The following is a 19,216-nucleotide window of genomic DNA, read 5'->3' as shown; positions in this document are numbered from 1 at the left end:
CAATCTCCTCCTAAATGATAAAGGTTGGTTTCTTCTTTTCGAGTTTCGGCTCTCGTGTCGGCACAATGGATGTACCATGAACATCTAAAAAAGATGAGGCTTCTTCGAACCAGCTGTCCGGGGCTTCATGGCCCCAAAATGTGGCTCGTTTCGGGTCGTTCAAGTCCCACCGCACTGGCTTAAAGTCTGGGTCACTCGTTAAATAATCGCCGTTATACAGCTCGATACGATGACCGTCCGGGTCACGCAAATAGAGGAAGAAGGCGTTTGATAGCCCGTGTCTGCCAGGCCCTCGTTCGATGTTCGGACCGTAATTCATGGCGGCAAGAACGTCACATGCATCGATGAGGCTCATCGGATCTTTGAGCCAAAAACCGACGTGGTGCAGGCGCGGGCCCGCACTGTTCATAAAGGCGACGTCATGCACACTCGGTTTCCGGTGCAACCAACTTGCCCAAATCTTTTCTTCTTCGGTCGCCGTATATTCTGAGCAACGAAACCCGAGCTGCTCGGTGTAAAACTGATGGGCAGCTTCTACGTCGTCGACCATGCAATTAAAGTGATCAATTCGTTGTACTTTTGCCCCGCGATGGAGCTCGAACCGTTGCAACAACCGCTCAGCTTGGGGCATATCCCGGTAAAACTCAACCGTTAACCCACTCGGATCGGATACACGCAGGCAGCGGCCAATGGCATGCTGCTCGCCATTATCCAACCAGCGAACCGGCAAATTCATCTCTTGGAAAAGCGTTGCCAGCCGCTCCAAGTCTTCGTTATGCATCACTTTATAACTGATCGTTTCAACAACCGCTTCAGATGCTTTTTTCAAACAAAGGCTATGGTGATTGTGCTCCTCCAACCCCCGCAAAAACAACTGCTCATCGACGCGTTCTGTGACGACAAATCCCAGTGCTTCATAAAATGCGAGAGATCGATCAAGATCGCTCACTTGAAGAACGGCTCGACCGGCGCGAATAATTTCCATACTAGCCCTCCTCTACGATAAGTTCGGCTTCACAGCTGTCGTCTGTTTCAGAAAATCATTTACATACGCCTTGTACGGCTCTTTATCGAAGGCATCAAAATAGCTCATTCCCATCTTCACAGGTCCCCAAAGAAGTAGTATTCATAGTGCATTTGCCGGCTGCCAAATGCGCTGAGCGTCATATCCCAAGCTAAACGGAACAGCTGTACCCGCTCGTATCCTTCCAAGTTCTTCGACTGCATCGCCCGGTTCACGATCGGACCGAGGTCACTGTGCTCAAAATCCGCCTCTGTAGGAATACCCATCAGCCCAGAGGTCCGAGAATCCGCAGAATTTCCACCATGCGCGGGTACACACGAGGTACCAGTTGCGCGCAGCATTTAACGAATCAAAATCAGGAGTCATCGTTCCCCATCGATCTTTCTTCGCCCCGTGCTCGGCGCGGTACAAGTGGGACTTCATCGACTCCAACGTCAACATCACCTCTGTTCCCTTGTCCTTCACATGTTGGAATCCGTCAATTCCGATCGCATCCATAATTTGCAACACCGTTCCGAGTAAGAATTCAGTTTTGATCACGTTTTTAGCGACCACCTGGTGCGACATGTGGACGACCGCATTCGTATCCCGAAACGTTCGATTGCAAATGGAAGAGTTGCCGCACACAAATACGCGCTCCCACGGGATAAAGACGTTGTCAAAGTGAACGATTGCATCTCCTTCTTCATAGCGGCTGCCTAGGGGGTGATCGTACGTCGATTTGCCATAGTCGAACGACTCGCGCATCACAAAGGAAAGTCCCTCCGTGTTGTTCGGGGTCACAAATGCAAGTGAATACGGGTCATCCCGTTCACCGGCAGGTTTGACAGTTGAGGGAAACACGAGAATTTCATCAGTCACACCGCCTTGGGTGGCGAGCAGGCGCACACCGTCAACGATAATGCCATCAGACTTCTTTTCGACGAGGTGTAGCGCCATGTTGGCGTCTTTTTGCTCGTGTTGCGCTTTTGCACGGTTCACTTGAGGTGGATGAGTGTATGCGTTAAGCTCATGTCACTTTCCCGTGCGTATTCATAGTAGTTGCGGGCGTTTTCCGCATACATCGGATCGTCTTCAGCGAACAAGTCATTGGCAACGCCATTGCCATCACTTCAGCGTTTAAATAGTCTGGTGAGCGCCCCATCATGCCGCCGGATAACTTTGCCCATTCTTGAATCGCTGTTCTGCGCTTGATGATGTCATCCACAGATTCTGGGCGCAGAAAGCTCATGCCGACCGGCTTGCCAGACGTCGGTGACGTGTACAGCATTCGATCTGGCTTTTCGTATTGCAAATCATAAAGTTTCGCCATCGAGTTGACGACGTTTTTCGTCGCTCGGTGGCTCGTCGGATCATCGACGCGTTCGCCGTGGATAAATACATTGTTTTTGGCGTTTTTTAACCGTTGTTTATATTGCATACCTGTTTTTGCGGGCATATTAGTGCACCTCCCGGTTCGTTTTCCCGAATTGTGGAATGGATGATCGTTTAATGCGACATGAATAATTTGCACTTCGGTATAAAACTCAAATGCGTAATGCCCGCCTTCACGACCGATGCCGCTTTGCTTCGACCCACCAAACGGGGTGCGAAGGTCGCGTACATTTTGGGCATTCACCCAAAGCATACCCGCGTTTACGGCGGCTGCGACGCGATGACCCCGTTTCATATCGTTCGTCCACACATAGCCTGCGAGTCCGTACCGCACGTCATTTGACCGCTCGATCACGTCAGCTTCATCAGTAAACGTCATCACTGTTAGCACCGGTCCAAATATCTCTTCTTGGACGGCTCGCATCGTTTGATCGGTATTCAAAAGCAAGGTAGGGGGATAAAGCAGCCCAAATCGTATTCAGCAGGTACGTTTCCTTGATACACCGTGGCCCCGTCTTCTTTCGCTTGATGAATATGGCTTTTCACGTGATCGTAATGGTTACGGTGAATGAGCGGGCCGATTTCCGTCGCTTCATCAAGAGGGTCGCCGACACGAATGTTGTCGACCCGCGCTTTTAGACGTTCAATAAATTCAGATGCAATTGACTCATGCACATAAAGGCGCGAGTTTGCCGTACAACGCTCGCCGTTAAACGAGAAGATGCCCCACACGCACGCATCGAGTGCCCGCTCCAAGTCAGCATCATCAAAAATGATGATCGGTGATTTTCCGCCGAGTTCCATGGAAAATTGTTTCATATGTTCGGCGCCATTGCGCTGGATTTCGACACCTGTTTTCGTCTCACCTGTAAAAGAAATGAGCGGTACATCTCGGTGGGCAACGAGCGCGGCACCTGTCACTTCACCAATCCCATGTACAACATTAAAAACACCGTTCGGAAGTCCTGCCTTATCAATGATTTCTGCAAGCCGGTTTGCGGTAAGTGGAGACCATTCAGCCGGCTTTAAGACGACGGTATTCCCGGTGGCAAGTGCCGGTGCAATCTTCCACGTTTCTAACATAAACGGTGCGTTCCACGGTGTAATGAGCCCAGCAACGCCAACCGGCTTGTGGATCGTATAGTTTAAAAATTCATCATCAACATTGTAGACGTCGCCAACGAGCCGTGTTGACACCATTTCTGCATAAAACCGGAAGTTCTGCGCTGCCCGTGCGACCATCTTTTTCGTTTGTTTGAGTGGTAGCCCTGTGTCGAAAGATTCGAGTGGGGCAATCTCATCAATATGTTCATTAATTAAGTCCGCAATGCGGTTCATAAATTGCAGGCGTTTGCTTAGCTTCATTTGTCCCCACTCACCGTGGAAAGCGGTTTGAGCCGCTTTAACAGCGAGGTTTACATCCTGCTCATTCCCTTGAGCCACATGGTTGATCGTTTCATTCGTATAAGGGTTTGTGTTTACAAACGTGTCTTTACTCGTAGAAGGAGTAAAAGCACCGTTAATGTAATGGTTAACAGATCCAATATTTTGAATAACGTTTCGGCCAGCTTCACTCACATGTTCCAAATCAATACGCACGTTCACCCTCCTCCATAAAAATAGCGGTTGTTTTGAAAGCGCTTTCAATATATCATAGACGATAACATACATAAAATATTGATTTCGTAGTCTTTGGATATGAAAAACATATGAAAGGCGTGACCGGGTGGATACGAAGAGGCTTCGGTATTTTAAGACGATTGCTGATGAAGGACAAATTACAAGAGCCGCTCGGAAACTGCAAATGGCTCAACCACCGCTTAGCCAACAGCTGAAATTGCTTGAAGAAGAGTTGAATGTGCAATTGTTCGATCGTGGAAAACGAAGCCTTCAACTGACCGCTGCTGGAGCGGCCCTTTATGAAAAAGCAAAGATTATACTTGGCACGATTGAAGATACGGTGCACGAAATCAAAGCGATGGACTCGGGTGAAATGGGGACGCTATCCATCGGTGTTAACAAATCTTGTTTCTACTATTTGCTCGAACCGATGGGCCACATCCGTGCCAATACGCCAAACGTCAAAATCCAGCTACGTGAAGGGGATACGTATACACTCATGCAAGCAATGGCGGAACGAGACATAGAAGTTGCATTCGTACGCTTTCCGCTGAATATAGAAGACTTCACAGTACAATACGATGCAATCACACTCCCAGCAGAGCGTTATGTGCTCGCTGTGTCTACAACTCATGCGCGGTCCATAGAAGGGGTTGAAGTACAGATGCAACATCTCTCGGGCATCCCTTTATTGTTGCTCCATCGAACGAGCGGGCGAGGGCAATACGAACGGGTCATCGGAGCATTCCACCGCGCTGGCGTTCAACCGAACATCGCTTGTGAATGTCCTGATGCTGCCATGCTCTTATCCCTTGCTTTAGCAGGCATAGGCGCTGCAATTGTACCAGAATCAACGTTACAAGCCTTTCCAACTGAAGGATTACAGGTGTTCCCGATCGCTAATATGAACGTAAAAGCAGAAGCGGCGATCGTTTGGCAACGGGAGCGGTATTTGAGTGGGCCAACGCGGCGGATGCTTGAGCGGATGAGGGGGATCTATAGGGGGTGAAATGGAGATCGCACATTTCGTTGTTTTGAATGATTTAAGTTGAAGATAAAATTTTAAATAACTAGTTTTATAATTATGTTTCATATGGTTAAGTTATAAGTATAGAAGATAATGCTCTAGTTAGGGGGAGGGTATGTTTCGCTTTTTACTTAATATGAGTTTACAGAATAAACTTCTCATTCTCGTTATTTTAACATCCATTATACCTATCACTCTATTAGCAACATTTACTTATCAGAATTCAATTCAAGTTATGGAGGAGCAATTGAGTAGAGCTGAAGAAGATAAGCTCACTCAAGTAAATAAACAGCTTTCCTTCTTCTTTAGTGATATGGACCAAATGTCGCTCTATCTATACAGGAATGACATGGTTCAACGTGTACTTGCAGAGCCAGAAACGAGATCTCATACAAAAAAATATGAAGATTATCTTGCAGTCAATGACCTTTTTGATACGATGACGTCTTCCATGAATTGGACCTTAAATCTGTACATTATCGGATTAAATGGGGATCGGTATTTTACAGGTGACTATTTGCCTCGTCAGTATGATCAATATATGGAAGGGTGGGGAATCTTTCGAAAAGCGAATGAAGCAAAAGGTCATCTTGTGTGGAATACGCATCAAAGTATTAATCACCCTCAAGGTGATGATATTGCTCTTACAGGAGGACGATTACTTAAAGACATAACTTCTGGAGAAGTACTCGGTTATCTCGTTATTGATGTTATGAATCAAACGATGTTGGACCTTTATGCAGACACGACACATGAAGATGGGCACATGTACCTCTTAGATGGTCAAGATTATATCGTTTCTTCGCAGCCAACTAACAAAGTAAAAGGTGAAAAATTTTCACTCGATTCGTTTAACCACAAGGACATGGAAGGTGGCTTTGTACAGTATGTAACTGAAGAAGAGTCGTATGTTATCGTTCACAATGAAAATGAGAAACATGATTTTTCTTTTGTTAGCATGGTGCCTGATGTTGAAGTACGCAAACTAGCAGATGAGTTCTTAACATTAACCGTTGTTATAGCTGTAGTTGCGTTGATTATCTTCAGCTGGGCTGCATATTTTCTATCAAAAACATTGACTCGTCCGCTTTATGAACTCATGGAGCTTTTAAGACGTTTCGCAAACGGAGATCATACCGTAAGGTTTACTAGAAATTACAATGATGATATTGGGAGACTTGGAAATAATTTCAATCAGATGGCTCATAAAGTAAATCATCTTATTAAAGAAGATTATGAAAAGGAGATGCTTTTGAAGGAGTCAGAACTTAAGGCGCTGCAAGCACAGATTAATCCACATTTCTTATATAACACATTGGAGACAGTAAATTGGATGGCTCGTATGAATGGTGTGAAACAAATTAGTGATGTTGTTGTATCTCTAGGAGGAATGATGCGTTACACCATTTCTAGAGGAGATAACCTCGTTCCACTGGAAGATGAGTTAACACAACTTAATCACTATTTAACGATTCAGAAAGTCCGTTATAAAGATAAATTTGATGTGGAGATTGATGTGGATCAATCAGCTTGGCAGTGCTAGTGCCTACACTTGTTATCCAACCAATTGTTGAAAATGCGATTAGTCACGGGCTAGAAAGAAAGCTCGGTCATGGAAGGCTCCAGCTCCATGTGATGGAAGAGACCAACTCAATTCAAATTGTAATTGCTGATAATGGAGTCGGTATGAATGAGCAGGTTTTAGCCGACGTGCTTTCTGGAAAAGAGAGGAAAAAGTATCGAGGAGGAGGAACAGGAATTGGACTTCAGAATGTAAGAAGACGATTTGGGATTTATTATGGTGAGAAAGGAAGCTTTCATATTACTTCTTCTCCATCAATAGGCACTGAGGTAAAAATAACCATACCAATTCAAAATCGTATGGATGATGGAAATCATGATCACTCATGAAGGGTTAGGCGGTGAAGTATGATTAAACTGATGATTGTAGACGACGAGGATATGATGAGAATGGGTTTGGCTACGACGATTGATTGGACAGAGATAGGAATTGAAGTTGCTGCGACTGCAGCCCATGGACAAGAAGCGTTGGAGATCATGAAGCGAGTGCCTGTTGATATCCTGCTCACTGACATACGTATGCCCGGCATGGATGGAATCGAGCTAATTAAAGAGGTGAAGGAACGTTATCATGACGTTGAATGTGTGTTGCTTACGGGATTTGGGGAGTTTACTTATGCTCAAAATGCCCTTAAGTTAGGTGCACGGGACCTCTTGTTAAAACCGACAGATCCAACTGAGTTGACTCGTGTCCTTTCAAAAGTGGCAAAACAACGATCCGACCAAAAAAAAGAAAAGTCCCGATATGCTCAATTAGTTCTCTCCCGGTACATCCGGAATCCACAGGAAGTGACTCGTGAAGAATTAACGGCAGTATTTACTTATGAGGCACCCTATGCAATCGCTATTGCAAATAGTCAGGAAGACATTAACAAAGAAGGTGTTAAAGGGTGTATTTGGACAAGTAATCATCAAGCGGTTTTTATTGTTGAAGGATGTAACGAACCGCTTTTTGAAGAACAATGTGAGATGCTCTGGGAGCTATTGAAAAAGGAATCTAAAATCCAAACACTGAGTGTCAGCAAACCGATACATGACGTTCGCGAGCTGCCGACGGCTTACCAACAGGCAAAGATCATTCACGAACAACAACACTTGAATGGCAGGGGCATCTTTTATTTTTCAATGTTCCAGCATGTCGACATGGACCGTATTCTTAATGATATCGACAATCATTATACACATTCGATTACATTAAATGAGCTCGCAGATAAATATGTGTTAAGCAGCAGTTATTTAAGTCGTGTCTTCAAGCAATATACAGGGCGTAACTACGTTGATTACATTACAGAAAAGCGAATGAATAAAGCGACTAAATTGTTAAAGGAAACGACCCTTCGCCCTTCGGAGATTGCCTATCAGAGCGGGTACTCAGACCCTCGATATTTTAGCCAGCTGTTTAAGAAGCAAATGGGAACAACCCCTTCAAATTACAGGATAACTCACCAAAAATAAAACGACCTGAAAGTCAGCAACCATGATCATTTGATCATGGTAATTTTTTTGAAAAAAATCTTACATATGTGAAAATAAACAGCATTGTTTGCGCTTACAACCCAATCTATGATAGGAAGAACAAATGTTATAGGGGGCAGGGTTATGAAAAAGGCGGGACAATTTTTTATGATTGCTAGTTTTTCAGCAATACTTGTAGCGTGTGGTGGGGAAGATTCAAGTGATAGTGAAGAGAGTAACAGTGATGGCGATGCACAAGAAGAGACAAGTTCGTTAACCGTTTACTCTCCACATCAAACAGAAATTATCAATCCAATTGTTAATGAATTTCAAGATCAAACTGGAATCTCAGTAGATTTAATTACAGCAGGAACGGGTGAATTATTAAACCGTGTTGAAGCAGAGTCTGGTAATCCGTTAGGCGACGTATTCTGGGGAGGCGGAGCTGAATCCCTCGAGCGTATAGTGAATACTTTACGCCGTATGTAACAAGTGAAGATGAACATATTCCTGAAGAATTTAAAAGCCCAACAGACAGTTGGACAGGTTTCTCTGCACTTCCTATGGTCATTATGTATAACGAAAGCATGGTAGATGAAGCTGATGTCCCAACGAGTTGGGAAGATTTACTCGATCCAAAGTGGGAAGGTGAGATTGCGTATGCAGATCCGTCTAGTTCAGGGTCTTCCTACACGCAAGTTGTAACGATGTTGTTTGCTTTTGAGGATGATGGCAACGATGGATGGAATTATGTTGAAGACTTTATTGAACAGCTTGATGGGAATACACTTTCGGGTTCATCAATGGTTTATCAAGGCGTTTCTGATGGAGAGTTTCCTATTGGAGTAACACTGGAAGAAGCAGCTTATCGCTATATCGTAGGAGATGCTCCGGTAGGAATTTCTTACCCATCTGAAGGGACGTCTGCTGTTCCAGATGGCATGGCCATCATTGAAGGTGCGAATAATCAAGCAAATGCCGAAGCATTTCTCGATTTTCTAGCAGGTGAAGAAGTGCAGGAAATGGCGACGAGAGAGTTTAACCGTAGAACAGTTCGCGATGATGTTGATCCACCAGAAGGTTGGCACCATCAGAAGAGATTCCAATGGTCGATTATGATTTAAGTTGGTCAGCAGAAAATCAAGATGAGATTATGGAGCGTATCAGACGAATCATCATTGAAAGATAAACAAGAGGATCACGTTTTATCGTGATCCTCTACGTACATAGTACGGATATAGAGGAGAGAGTTGAATGAATTCCATTAAAATACAAGGAATTAGTAAGATTTTTGACGATTATCGAGCTGTGAATAACGCAAACATTGACATTAAAGAAGGCGAGTTCTTTACGTTACTCGGTCCAAGTGGATGTGGGAAAACGACCCTTCTTCGTGTGCTTGCAGGTTTTCACCAACACGAAGAAGGACATCTTTATTTTGGGGATCAGCTCATGGATGATGTACCCGCATATAAACGTAACATTGGTATGGTATTTCAAAATTATGCGATATTTCCACATATGACAGTGTTTGAAAATGTAGCCTACGGGCTAAAAGCACGAAAAATTAAAAAACAAGAGATTCAAAAGCGGGTTACCGACGCACTTGAGATGGTTGAACTAAGCCATCTGAAAGATCGACAACCTTCACAACTAAGTGGGGGCCAACAACAACGCGTTGCATTGGCTCGAGCGGTAGTTATTCATCCAGGCCTTCTCTTGATGGATGAACCGTTGTCAAACTTAGACGCCAAACTAAGGCTTAAGATGCGATATGACATTAAAGAGTTACAAAATTCTTTAAACATAACCAATGTGTACGTTACCCATGATCAAGAAGAAGCACTTGCTGTTTCGGACCGCATTGCCGTCTTGAATGCGGGTGAAATACAACAGATTGGAAAACCACATGAAATTTATTTATCACCAGTAAACCGATTTGTAGCAAACTTTATCGGTTCTACGAATTTTTTGGATGGCAAAGTAGGTGATAATGATCGCTTGCTCGTTGCTGGTGTCGATTTAGGGACAGCGAAGCTGACAGAGTCGTATCGAGGTGAGGTGGTGTATTCAGTTCGACCAGAGCAACTCAGCCTCGCAACAGAAAGCACACAAACAAATACCGTTAACGGTAAAATCGTCGGGGCATTGTTTTTGGGGGAGACGGTTGAATATAAGATTCGCTTAGAAAATGACCAAGAAATACAAGTTCATGAACATGCAGTATCTTATCAACAATTGCGCAGTGTTGATGAAAATGTACGAGTTCATCTTAATCCAGCGGATGCTGTCATCTTTAATGAAAGTGGAGAGGAGGCACTGAATATTTATGGAAACCGCTATGAAACCGCGTAAACGTTTTCGGTTGCGGTTTGACTTTTGGTCGATCGTAACCATTTCAGCGTTTGCGTTCTTCCTTTTATTCCTTGTCTATCCCCTCTTTTCAATATTCATAAATAGTTTTATTGTAGATGGTAGATTGGATTTTTCAAACTATCAGGAATTTTTCTCTTATCGATATTACTACGAAGCGTTGTTGAACAGTTTGCTCGTTGCCTTCTTTGCGACGATATTTGCTTGTTGTTTAGGTATACCTCTTGCTTATATCATGACAAGATATGACTTGCCATTTAAAAATTTAATCAATATATTACTCGTGTTGACATTGATGTCTCCGCCATTCATTGGCGCATACTCTTGGATTCTCATGCTTGGAAATAACGGCTTTATTACAAACATTTTCTCTGACTGGTTTAATATTGATTTACCAACAATTTACGGCCTTGGTGGTATGATTTGGGTGTTTTCTCTACAGCTTTATCCCCACATCTATCTCTATGTTTCTGGAGCTTTAAAAACGGTTGACCGTTCACTAGAAGAAGCGTCTGAAGGTCTAGGTCTATTCGGTTTAAATCGAATTCGAAAAATTACGTTACCCCTCATTTTTCCTACGGTTTCCATGGGAGCCATGATGGTATTTATGTCCGCATTCGCTGACTTCGGTACACCGCGACTACTAGGGCAAAGTGACACGCTCTTACCTGTTCTTGCATTTGAAATGTTTATAAATGAGCTTGGCTCTAGCCCAGCGATGGCAAGTACAATCAGTATTGTTTTACTTACAATTACGACTAGTATTCTCTTTTTGCAACGCTACTTAATCGCTAGAAAAACATACACGATGAATAGCATGAACGCGCCAAAACTTGTGCGTTTACGGTGGCCATTAAAAACCGCGATGATGATGGGAATTGCTGGTTTATTAACAGTTTCTTTAATTCCACAAGCAACTGTGATTACGACATCATTCAGGCAGACAAATGGTCCTGTGTTTACGAGCGGTTTTACGTTAGACAGCTACAGAGAAGTATTCTATCGCGTTCCTAATGCCATTATTAATACGTTTACGTACTCAAGCATTGCAATGGTTTTCATGCTAGTGATGGGATTGCTCGTTTCATATGTCATTGTACGGCGGAGTTCAAAATTGACAGCACTTCTAGATTCGTTGATTATGATTCCATATGTTATGCCGGGTACAGTTTTAGGAATTAGCCTGATCCTTGCATTTAATGAACCACCTATTGAAATTACGGGAACTTGGGTGATTCTTGTTATCGCATATTGTATCCGTAGACTCCCATACACGATGCGGTCAAGTACCGCCGTATTGCATCAAATCGATAAAAGCGTTGAAGAGGCTTCCATCAGTTAGGTGTTTCACCGGTAAAATCATTCTTTAAGACAACAGCAGTTCTAATGGTGCCGGGCGTATTGTCAGGAGCATCTTAAGTTGGGTAACGACAATTAATGAGCTTAGCTCAACAATCGTTTTGTATTCTGCAGCAACGGCGACAATTTCTGTATCTGTGTACAGTGAAGTATTTACTTCTAACTTAGGTGCTGCCGCAGCGCTGGCGTCAATTCTTACATTGAGTACCATTGTATCACTCATTGTCGTCACAATTATTTCTGGTAAGCGTGGCCTTCCTATATAGTTTGAATACCTAGATCTTTGTTCAGGAAGGATCAATATGGCCAAATACATTCTCTTTTTTATAAGTGTAAGCATTGTACTGTTATTAAGCTTGTACCTGCTTTCATACTCCAACCATGACAATGACCTTGAAGATTCATCAACGAATAATGATGAAACTCTCAAATTGTGGACCGTTGAACCTGCTCTGGTGGAAGCTAGTGAGACTTTTTCAGAGACAAACGATAAAGGGGTGACCATTCAAACACGACTCTTTACGAGCCATGACCAACTATTGGATGAATTATATGGTGCGGTCTCTTTGAATGAAACCCCTGACTTAGCAGAAATTCACGCTCATTATGGAGTAGCAGACTTTGCCGAACAAGGTTTAATTGAGCCAGTTGAAACGTATGTAAATTCAAATAAGATTGACGAAATGTTTAAAGCGTTAAGTGAACGTTTTACGTTTAATGATACGAGATATGCTTTGCCTATCGGATTGAATGTTCCAGTCATCTATTACAATGCCTCTTTGGCAGAACAGTATGGAATGGAGAACATTAATCGCCTAACATGGGATTCATTTTTGGAGGATGTTGACCAACTTCATAGCAAAGTGAACAATGATCAACTGTGGCATTTTCACACAGACATGGAAACGCCCTGGTATATGGAGGCAATGCATAATGATTTGTCTTTTAGCCCCGAACAATCCGAATTGAATCAGTGGTCTCGACTCGTGAATGAGTTGGGGTATATGCCCAAACTAACGCATCAACTTGCAATCCCGCAATTTGTCGACGGCGACGGCCTTTTTCTAATGTCATCACTCAAACAACACCAATTGCTCCGACGGCTCATCGCAGGTTCTTTTGACCTCGGAATGATTTCGCTGCCAGAAGTAGGGACATCTTATCCGGCAGGAGGAGCTGGAATTATTGTGTTTTCCAACGCGCCAAAAGAGAAAGTCACGTCTTTCTTTCAATATTTAGATGAACCTGAGATGTCAATCAAAGTGAGCATAGAGAGTGACTATTTACCTGTTCGTCCTGACTTCTTTAATGATTATCAATTCGAACAGTGGTTGAGACGAAACGATACTATCAATATTTATACTGCAATTAATCATCTTGAATATAAAAATGCTCAGCTTGAGGATGAAGAACGGTGGAACCTCCTACAGTCCTTGCAGGAAAGCGTTGAGAGTGAAGGGGTCGATTGAGATGACAACAGAGTCTCCGATGTTAAGGTGGGCTAAACAAGTTCAAGCCCTTTCTCAGAGTGGGCTAGCATATTGTAAGGATCCGTATGACCAAGAGCGATATGAAGCTTTGCGAGATTTATCCGTGGAGATGATGAGTGAGCTTAGTGGTGTGGAAGATTTAAAAATTGTTATAGAGGCTTTTTCTTTCGAACAAGGATACGCCACACCTAAGGTTGGTGTGCGCGCTGTTGTCGTAAAAGATGGTTGCTGGTTAATGGTTCAAGAAACTGATGATAAGCGTTGGTGTTTACCTGGTGGCTGGTCTGACGTTGGAGATACGCCAAGATCAACCGTAGAAAAAGAAGTTTTTGAGGAAACTGGATTCAAAATAAACGTAGACCGACTAATTGCTGTATTTGATCGGAAGTGCCATCCACAACCATCTTCTTTATATGATATATATACGCTGGTGTTTCTGTGCTCAATTGTAGGTGGTGAAGTACAAACGAGTATCGAAACAGACGCTGTGGATTTCTTCAGTCCTGAGCATCTTCCACCGCTCTCCTTGCAACGGATGACTAAAAGCCAGGTGAACATTATCCAAAATCAAATTAAGGATGAGACGTTGCCTCCTTATTTTGACTAATTGAGTGGAGGAAGATAGACATTGAAACTGATAGAAAAACATCGAGCTGCTAAAACTGGTGATAATACGGTGTGTGAAGATCATTATTTTTTTAATGAGCACTTTGCAGCTGTGATTGATGGAGCGACGAATGTCTCTGGGGAAATGATGGGTAATCTCACCCCTGGACAACTTTCTGCGTATACAATTCGCGAAGCACTTGCTGAGGTGGATGGACAGGCGGGCATCGAAGAAATTATTGAGTATATTAATGATCGACTTCAAGATCGCTATAAAGAAGAAGGCATCCAGCAACTCATACATGATAAGCCGTTTGCCACGCCATCTGCCGTAATGAGCTTGTACAGTCATGCAAGAAAAGTCGTGTGGATGATCGGCGATTGTCAATGCCTCATTGATAACGTTTCGTATGCTCATGAAAAACCAATTGATGACATTACTGCAAATGCAAGATCAATGTATTTAGAAGCTGAAGTTCAAAGTGGGAAATCCATAGACATGCTAATGAACGATGACAGCGGATTTGCTGCGATCCAACCACTTATTCAAATGCAATACCAATTCCAAAATTTATCTAAAGATCATCCATATGGATACGAGGTAATCAATGGATCTACAATGGCTCTAGATCGAATCCGCACGGTTAGAGTCCCTGAAAATGCAGATGAACTTGTCCTAGGTTCTGATGGTTATCCTTACTTGAAGCGTACACTTTCTGAAACGGAAAATGCATTATTTAATCTATTAGATGAAGATCCTCTTTGTTTCCGTATTTTCAAGAGCTCCAAAGCTGATGCACGGAAATGAATCGTACGATGATCGTACCTATTTAAGAATTCGGTTGAATGAAGAGTAGCTATTGGCTACTCTTTTATAGTCGGTAGGATTTTATCGTAAAAATGGAAGGTGACTCTACAAGTGTAACTAAAGACGTCGTATACTATCGATCTCTTCGCCAACGGCCCATCGTTTGAGTTGTTGGGGTACAGAGACATAGCGCCATGCAACTCTCCTAAACCCACGACCACAATGCCACATGTTCAAACACTAACGCCCCTCGTCACTTCACACACGGTTATACCGCTCATGAATGTTGTTTTTCTTATACGTTCCAGACACTGGGAATTCATACAACTCCAATGACAACGCCAAGTAACGCTCCGAAAAGAGGTCCTTGAAGTAGTCTTCCATCACGTGAAACAGAGCGTCACACACGTCTTTCTTCTCTTCTTCAGAGCGGCCGGCACCGATGCGGATTTGCGTGTGAACGAACGCATCGTCAGCGGTACCATCGGCGACTACATAATCTGTAAGTGCAATTGCGCGGGAACGAATGCCGCCAACAGGAAACGTCTCTGGACGGGCAATGAACACCGAATTAATCCGGATGAGAAGCTCCCGCACATCCGTCTTAGCTCGTAAGTTATCGGTATACTCAACAATAATGTGCGGCATCACGAACCACCTCGAATAAAGTTTCTAAGCCGTCCGACACCTTCTACTTCGGTAACCACCTCGTCGCCACTGTTCACACGTTCGAGCCCTTCTGGCGTGCCTGTTAAAATTATGTCGTTTGGCTGTAACGTCATGAAGCTACTCAAATATTCCACCAATTCAGGAATAGAGAATACCATATCTCGCGTTGAGCCCGTCTGCGTGACTCGCCCATTGACAGTCGTTTGAAGAGACAGGTTCATCGGGTAATCGATGTGTTCACGACCGACAAGCCACGGTCCGATTGGTGTGCTGTTGTCACGGTTCTTCACACATAAATTGGGGCGGTAATAATTCTCTAAATAGTCGCGAATGGCGTAGTCATTGGCGACCGTATAACCGGCAATATAGTCGTAAGCCTGTTCCCGTTTGACGTTTCGTGCTTGTTTACCAATGACAACCGCGAGCTCGCACTCATAATGCATGTTCGTCACATCGTCAGGTCGCACAGTAACCCCGTTATGCCCGACGAGCGTGTTCGGGCCCTTTAGAAATACGAGCGGTTCTTTCGGGGCGTCAAACGCCAATTCTTTTGCATGGTCCGCATAGTTAAGCCCTAAAACGAAGATTGTACCAGGTATGACAGGCGGCAACCATTGGACCTGATGTTCTTCAACCGTTCGCCCATCAGAGAGTTCGATGCTGCCTTCTTTCAAAAAAGCGGGTTGGATTTTTCCTTCGTAAACGATCCGTGCCTGTTTCATCGGTTCACCTCCCGTTCATCTTGTGCGGTGTTCACGAGCGTTCCGATTCCTTCAATTTCAATGGTGACGGTGTCTCCACGCTGAAATGTTGGGCGGTTCGGTGGGGTGCCGACGAGCAACACGTCTCCAGCAGAAAAGGTCATAAATGCACTCACGTCCGCAATGAGATGGGGGATGTCTCGAACGAGTGAGCGTGTGGAAGCGGTCTGTTTTATCGTTTGATTAATGGATACGCGCACGGTGAGGTCGTCTGGGTTTGGGACGCTTTCTCGAAGAGCAATCCACGGTCCGATGGGACAGAAACCGTCTCTTGATTTCTCCTTAATTGCCGGGCGGTGTAGGCTTTTATGCGGGATGCTCACATCATTTGCGATCGTGTATCCAGCTACGTAATCAAGGGCGTCCTCGACCGACACGCGGCAGGTTTCGCGGTCAAACACGATACCAAGCGCTGCGCCGACTTCCAAATATTCAGTTTTATCTGGGACTGGGATGGGCGATTGGTCGGCGACGAGCGTGTTTTTAGGCTTGATGTACAGGACGGGTGCTTCGGATGGGCGGTTGTACGGGGCGTTATGTAAATCGTCCCCGAATTGGGTGAGCTCCTCTTTGTAGTTTAGCGCGGCCCCGTATACCGTGCCGCCAGTAGGAATATCGTAGCGCACGGTGGTCTGTTTCTGTGCCGGGTCAATGCGGCGTGTCACGTGGTGAGATTGTCCCTGAATCTTAGCAGAAATCGAAATCATTCGGGTTCCTCCTTTGATTGAAAGGCGAGCAGTGTATTTTGTTTATGCTGACGACTGAAAGCTTCAATTTCGGCTTTTGGCGCTTCTTCCTGGAACATGTGAAGCAGTTCGCGGTGTTCTTTCAATGAATTGGGGGCCCTCATCGGCAACGTCGTAAAGGCTGACGTGCGAACGGTGTCCAACTTCTCCCACGCACTTGTGATGTGAGCAACGAGCAGCTCGTTAGGGCAATGGTCATAAATCGCAAAATGAAATGATTTGTTTAGCTTGCCAAACGTCGTCAGGTCATAGCACTCCAAGGCGGTTTGCATTTTGTCGTTTAACGTATGTAGTGTTCCGAGTTCCTTCTCACCTATAAACGACGACGCTTCTGCGGTTGCAAAGCCTTCTAAAATTGAGAGAAGCTGAAGCGTTTCTTCGTAAGCTTCGGCATCAATTCCCGTAACAATTGCACCAGCATGGGCACGGTATTCAATGTATTGATCGGCCTCAAGTTTGCGAATGGCTTCTCGGACAGGAATATGACTGGACCAACCTCTTTTGCAATCTGATCAATGACAATTCGCTGTCCAGGTAAATAAGTTCCGTCGAGAATGCGTTCTTTTACCAACATGTAGGCGTAACCACTTTTCGTACTCGTATCCGTTTTCATAGCTCAAAGTATAGCGGAATTTATTCACAATCACAATAACTTCCCTTGAAATCATATATGATTGGATATATGATATTGAAAACGCTTACGAAAAGGGGAATGATGATGCAACGATACGATGAAATCAAGCAAAGGTTACGAGGATCTATTGCCCCAGTCATTACGCCGTTCAAAGAGAATCATGATATTGATTTTGATAAACAGTCAGAATTAATTGAATTCCAGATTGAGAATGGGTCACACGGCATCTCGGTTACAGGGACATCCGGTGAACCGAGTTCGCTATCGGTAGAAGAGAGAGTGCTCGTCATGGAGCGGGCGATGAAAACGATCGATGGCCGTGTTCCGTTTGCTCCGGGTACAGGGTCAACGAACCATAACGAGACGATGTATCTCACGAAAAAAGCGGAAGAAATGGGTGCTGACGCAGCGATGGTCATTGTACCATACTATAACAAACCGAATCAGCAAGCCTTGTATAAACACTTCAAAACCGTTGCCGATGCGGTGAGCCTTCCGATTATTATTTATAACATTCCAGGCAGGACAGCACAAAACCTTGAAGTGGAAACGATGGCGCAGCTCGTCAAAGACTGCCCGAACATCGTCGGTGCAAAAGAATCGAACAAAGATTTCGAGCACGTAAACCGTGTACTGCTCCATTGTGGTCGAGACTTTCTGTTGTTTTCTGGAATTGAATTGCTCTGTTACCCGATGCTTGCGATCGGTGGCGCAGGCTCAATTAGTGCAACCGCCAATGTAGCCCCTAAAGCTGTTGCCGACTTGCACAATGCGTGGTTTAATGGCGATATTGAAACGGCAAGGCGCCTACACTTTGAACTGATGCCATTGAACGACGTATTGTTCAAAGACACGAACCCAGCCCCGGTAAAAGCAGCACTTGGAATGATGGGCAAGATTCACCCAGCGTTACGCTTGCCGATGGACCTCCCTTCCGAAGTGTTACAAACAGAGATTCGTGAAACGTTAGTAGACTATCAGATTGAGGTTGCTAAGCAACTGTCATAGGGTGGAGGTATACAAGTTGAACGAATGAATTTCTTCAGAGAACCAATGGTAAATCGACCGTGTTATCGAAGATCAATGTTCATCGTTCAAGGCAGGTGTAGCAATGAATGGTTTCTTTGAATGTCATTGATATGCAAAGTGCGTAAATACCGTCAATGTCACAAATAAGGACCTTTAGTTTAACAACGCCGCCTATTCAGTATCGTTGATTGGAACGAAAGGCAGTGACGCCTGGGTAAGAAGGCCGAGACAAGACCCCGCAGGTCGTAATAAGTTCACAGAACAAGGTAATTCGAAAAATGTATACCAGAGTTTCGCTTGCAATAAATAGAAAATCCCACGTAGACCCTGTCTATGATGGGATTTTCTTCAATAAGGAGCAGTTATTAGCAGAAATCCCCACATAGAAAGGCTATATTCTCACATAGACGGTTCTATGATGGGATAATTTACAATCGCAACGCTCCATATAGTTTAAATCCCCACATGGGTCGGACCCGCTAGTTCGCGTGAACGAGTAACTTAGAGAATGAGACGCTATTTTCTCAGTGACTTCGCCGTCAGACTACAGAGGCTCGGCCGATCCTCCGCGGTCAAGTAGACACGGTGGGTGTACTTTGGCCACCGATGTCGCCCTTATACTTTGGAGTGTCAAGTAGACACGGTGGGTGTACTTTGGGG

General features: G+C 44.3%; 19 protein-coding genes and 2 pseudogenes. 12 read left to right on the top strand and 9 right to left on the bottom strand.

Annotated elements, in window-relative coordinates; genetic code table 11:
- Window positions 1–10: 10 nt before the first annotated feature.
- From hpaD to hpaE, 3 genes and pseudogenes are all read right to left on the bottom strand, one after another.
- Entirely contained in the window at window positions 11–985 is a 975-nt protein-coding gene (gene hpaD / locus JCM19037_RS09710; RefSeq protein WP_042400430.1) for a 3,4-dihydroxyphenylacetate 2,3-dioxygenase, read from the bottom strand.
- A gap of 12 nt (window positions 986–997) precedes the next feature.
- Window positions 998–2,462: pseudogene (gene hpaB, locus JCM19037_RS25060) on the bottom strand (4-hydroxyphenylacetate 3-monooxygenase, oxygenase component).
- A gap of 1 nt (window position 2,463) precedes the next feature.
- A pseudogene (gene hpaE / locus JCM19037_RS09700) lies at window positions 2,464–3,976 on the bottom strand (5-carboxymethyl-2-hydroxymuconate semialdehyde dehydrogenase).
- Window positions 3,977–4,124: 148 nt separating this feature from the next.
- Here hpaE and JCM19037_RS09695 point away from each other — a divergent pair.
- From JCM19037_RS09695 to JCM19037_RS09665, 8 genes are all read left to right on the top strand, one after another.
- Complete coding sequence (locus tag JCM19037_RS09695; RefSeq protein ID WP_042400426.1) at window positions 4,125–5,027, top strand: LysR family transcriptional regulator; 903 nt, start codon at window positions 4,125–4,127, stop codon at window positions 5,025–5,027.
- A gap of 133 nt (window positions 5,028–5,160) precedes the next feature.
- Entirely contained in the window at window positions 5,161–6,588 is a 1,428-nt protein-coding gene (locus JCM19037_RS09690; protein ID WP_042400422.1) for a sensor histidine kinase, read from the top strand.
- Window positions 6,582–6,956, top strand: coding sequence for a sensor histidine kinase (locus tag JCM19037_RS09685; RefSeq protein WP_238544652.1), 375 nt, complete (start codon window positions 6,582–6,584; stop codon window positions 6,954–6,956). The genes JCM19037_RS09690 and JCM19037_RS09685 overlap by 7 nt, the downstream gene beginning before the upstream one ends.
- A gap of 18 nt (window positions 6,957–6,974) precedes the next feature.
- Entirely contained in the window at window positions 6,975–8,081 is a 1,107-nt protein-coding gene (locus tag JCM19037_RS09680) for a response regulator (protein ID WP_042400417.1), read from the top strand.
- Window positions 8,082–8,225: 144 nt separating this feature from the next.
- Entirely contained in the window at window positions 8,226–8,570 is a 345-nt protein-coding gene (locus tag JCM19037_RS22615) for a hypothetical protein (protein ID WP_052363754.1), read from the top strand.
- Window positions 8,531–9,205 (top strand): extracellular solute-binding protein, encoded by a 675-nt coding sequence (locus JCM19037_RS22610; RefSeq protein ID WP_081829194.1) that lies wholly within the window; start codon window positions 8,531–8,533, stop codon window positions 9,203–9,205. Before JCM19037_RS22615 ends, JCM19037_RS22610 begins: the two co-directional genes overlap by 40 nt.
- Window positions 9,206–9,335: 130 nt before the next feature.
- Window positions 9,336–10,436 carry an ABC transporter ATP-binding protein gene (locus tag JCM19037_RS09670; RefSeq protein ID WP_042400413.1) on the top strand — a complete coding sequence of 367 codons (1,101 nt, stop codon included), beginning with the start codon at window positions 9,336–9,338 and terminating at the stop codon, window positions 10,434–10,436.
- Window positions 10,411–11,796 carry an iron ABC transporter permease gene (locus JCM19037_RS09665; protein ID WP_238544646.1) on the top strand — a complete coding sequence of 462 codons (1,386 nt, stop codon included), beginning with the start codon at window positions 10,411–10,413 and terminating at the stop codon, window positions 11,794–11,796. Before JCM19037_RS09670 ends, JCM19037_RS09665 begins: the two co-directional genes overlap by 26 nt.
- A 24-nt stretch (window positions 11,797–11,820) precedes the next feature.
- On the opposite strand, the gene JCM19037_RS27160 is transcribed toward JCM19037_RS09665, so the two are convergent.
- A complete protein-coding gene (locus tag JCM19037_RS27160) occupies window positions 11,821–12,045 on the bottom strand; it encodes a hypothetical protein (RefSeq protein WP_238544645.1) in 225 nt (74 codons plus the stop codon).
- 70 nt (window positions 12,046–12,115) lie between these two features.
- Here JCM19037_RS27160 and JCM19037_RS09660 point away from each other — a divergent pair, with 70 nt between their 5' ends.
- Genes JCM19037_RS09660 through JCM19037_RS09650 form a run of 3 tightly spaced genes read left to right on the top strand, consistent with a single transcriptional unit; the run spans window position 12,116 to window position 14,717 of the window.
- Window positions 12,116–13,282 (top strand): ABC transporter substrate-binding protein, encoded by a 1,167-nt coding sequence (locus tag JCM19037_RS09660; RefSeq protein WP_042400410.1) that lies wholly within the window; start codon window positions 12,116–12,118, stop codon window positions 13,280–13,282.
- Window position 13,283: 1 nt separating this feature from the next.
- The gene (locus JCM19037_RS09655; RefSeq protein ID WP_042400408.1) at window positions 13,284–13,910 is read left to right on the top strand and encodes an NUDIX hydrolase; all 627 of its coding nucleotides are present in this window, start codon (window positions 13,284–13,286) and stop codon (window positions 13,908–13,910) included.
- 21 nt (window positions 13,911–13,931) lie between these two features.
- Window positions 13,932–14,717, top strand: a complete 786-nt coding sequence (locus JCM19037_RS09650; protein ID WP_042400407.1) for a hypothetical protein — start codon at window positions 13,932–13,934, stop codon at window positions 14,715–14,717.
- A 258-nt stretch (window positions 14,718–14,975) separates the two neighbouring features.
- Here the strand turns inward: JCM19037_RS09650 and JCM19037_RS09645 are convergent, their stop codons facing one another.
- Genes JCM19037_RS09645 through JCM19037_RS27150 form a run of 5 tightly spaced genes read right to left on the bottom strand, consistent with a single transcriptional unit; the run spans window position 14,976 to window position 17,467 of the window.
- Window positions 14,976–15,365 carry a 5-carboxymethyl-2-hydroxymuconate Delta-isomerase gene (locus JCM19037_RS09645; protein ID WP_042400405.1) on the bottom strand — a complete coding sequence of 130 codons (390 nt, stop codon included), beginning with the start codon at window positions 15,363–15,365 and terminating at the stop codon, window positions 14,976–14,978.
- A complete protein-coding gene (locus JCM19037_RS09640) occupies window positions 15,365–16,108 on the bottom strand; it encodes a fumarylacetoacetate hydrolase family protein (protein ID WP_042400402.1) in 744 nt (247 codons plus the stop codon). Before JCM19037_RS09640 ends, JCM19037_RS09645 begins: the two co-directional genes overlap by 1 nt.
- Window positions 16,105–16,854, bottom strand: a complete 750-nt coding sequence (locus tag JCM19037_RS09635) for a fumarylacetoacetate hydrolase family protein (RefSeq protein ID WP_042400399.1) — start codon at window positions 16,852–16,854, stop codon at window positions 16,105–16,107. The genes JCM19037_RS09640 and JCM19037_RS09635 overlap by 4 nt, the downstream gene beginning before the upstream one ends.
- A complete protein-coding gene (locus JCM19037_RS27155; RefSeq protein ID WP_238544650.1) occupies window positions 16,851–17,210 on the bottom strand; it encodes an FCD domain-containing protein in 360 nt (119 codons plus the stop codon). Before JCM19037_RS27155 ends, JCM19037_RS09635 begins: the two co-directional genes overlap by 4 nt.
- 32 nt (window positions 17,211–17,242) lie before the next feature.
- On the bottom strand, window positions 17,243–17,467 hold the full coding sequence (locus JCM19037_RS27150) for a hypothetical protein (RefSeq protein ID WP_238544644.1): 225 nt from the start codon (window positions 17,465–17,467) through the stop codon (window positions 17,243–17,245).
- A gap of 141 nt (window positions 17,468–17,608) precedes the next feature.
- Between JCM19037_RS27150 and hpaI the strand changes: the two genes are divergently transcribed.
- Window positions 17,609–18,535, top strand: a complete 927-nt coding sequence (gene hpaI, locus JCM19037_RS09625) for a 2,4-dihydroxyhept-2-ene-1,7-dioic acid aldolase (protein ID WP_042400395.1) — start codon at window positions 17,609–17,611, stop codon at window positions 18,533–18,535.
- Window positions 18,536–19,216 lie beyond the last annotated feature (681 nt).

Origin of the sequence: Geomicrobium sp. JCM 19037, from assembly GCF_000698105.1 — a bacterium.
GTDB lineage: Bacteria > Bacillota > Bacilli > Bacillales > Marinococcaceae > Geomicrobium_A.
This window is presented reverse-complemented; position numbering and strand designations above follow the sequence as displayed.

Excerpts from the sequence above, each read along its gene's own strand:
- JCM19037_RS09645 (WP_042400405.1), bottom strand. The coding sequence starts at position 15,365 with ATGCCGCACATTATTGTTGAGTATACCGATAACTTACGAGCTAAGACG.
- hpaD (WP_042400430.1), bottom strand. The coding sequence starts at position 985 with ATGGAAATTATTCGCGCCGGTCGAGCCGTTCTTCAAGTGAGCGATCTT.
- JCM19037_RS22615 (WP_052363754.1), top strand. The coding sequence starts at position 8,226 with ATGAAAAAGGCGGGACAATTTTTTATGATTGCTAGTTTTTCAGCAATA.
- JCM19037_RS09655 (WP_042400408.1), top strand. The coding sequence starts at position 13,284 with ATGACAACAGAGTCTCCGATGTTAAGGTGGGCTAAACAAGTTCAAGCC.
- JCM19037_RS09635 (WP_042400399.1), bottom strand. The coding sequence starts at position 16,854 with ATGATTTCGATTTCTGCTAAGATTCAGGGACAATCTCACCACGTGACA.
- JCM19037_RS27150 (WP_238544644.1), bottom strand. The coding sequence starts at position 17,467 with ATGTTGGTAAAAGAACGCATTCTCGACGGAACTTATTTACCTGGACAG.
- JCM19037_RS09670 (WP_042400413.1), top strand. The coding sequence starts at position 9,336 with ATGAATTCCATTAAAATACAAGGAATTAGTAAGATTTTTGACGATTAT.
- JCM19037_RS09690 (WP_042400422.1), top strand. The coding sequence starts at position 5,161 with ATGTTTCGCTTTTTACTTAATATGAGTTTACAGAATAAACTTCTCATT.
- JCM19037_RS09640 (WP_042400402.1), bottom strand. The coding sequence starts at position 16,108 with ATGAAACAGGCACGGATCGTTTACGAAGGAAAAATCCAACCCGCTTTT.
- JCM19037_RS09665 (WP_238544646.1), top strand. The coding sequence starts at position 10,411 with ATGGAAACCGCTATGAAACCGCGTAAACGTTTTCGGTTGCGGTTTGAC.
- JCM19037_RS09680 (WP_042400417.1), top strand. The coding sequence starts at position 6,975 with ATGATTAAACTGATGATTGTAGACGACGAGGATATGATGAGAATGGGT.
- JCM19037_RS09660 (WP_042400410.1), top strand. The coding sequence starts at position 12,116 with ATGGCCAAATACATTCTCTTTTTTATAAGTGTAAGCATTGTACTGTTA.
- hpaI (WP_042400395.1), top strand. The coding sequence starts at position 17,609 with ATGATGCAACGATACGATGAAATCAAGCAAAGGTTACGAGGATCTATT.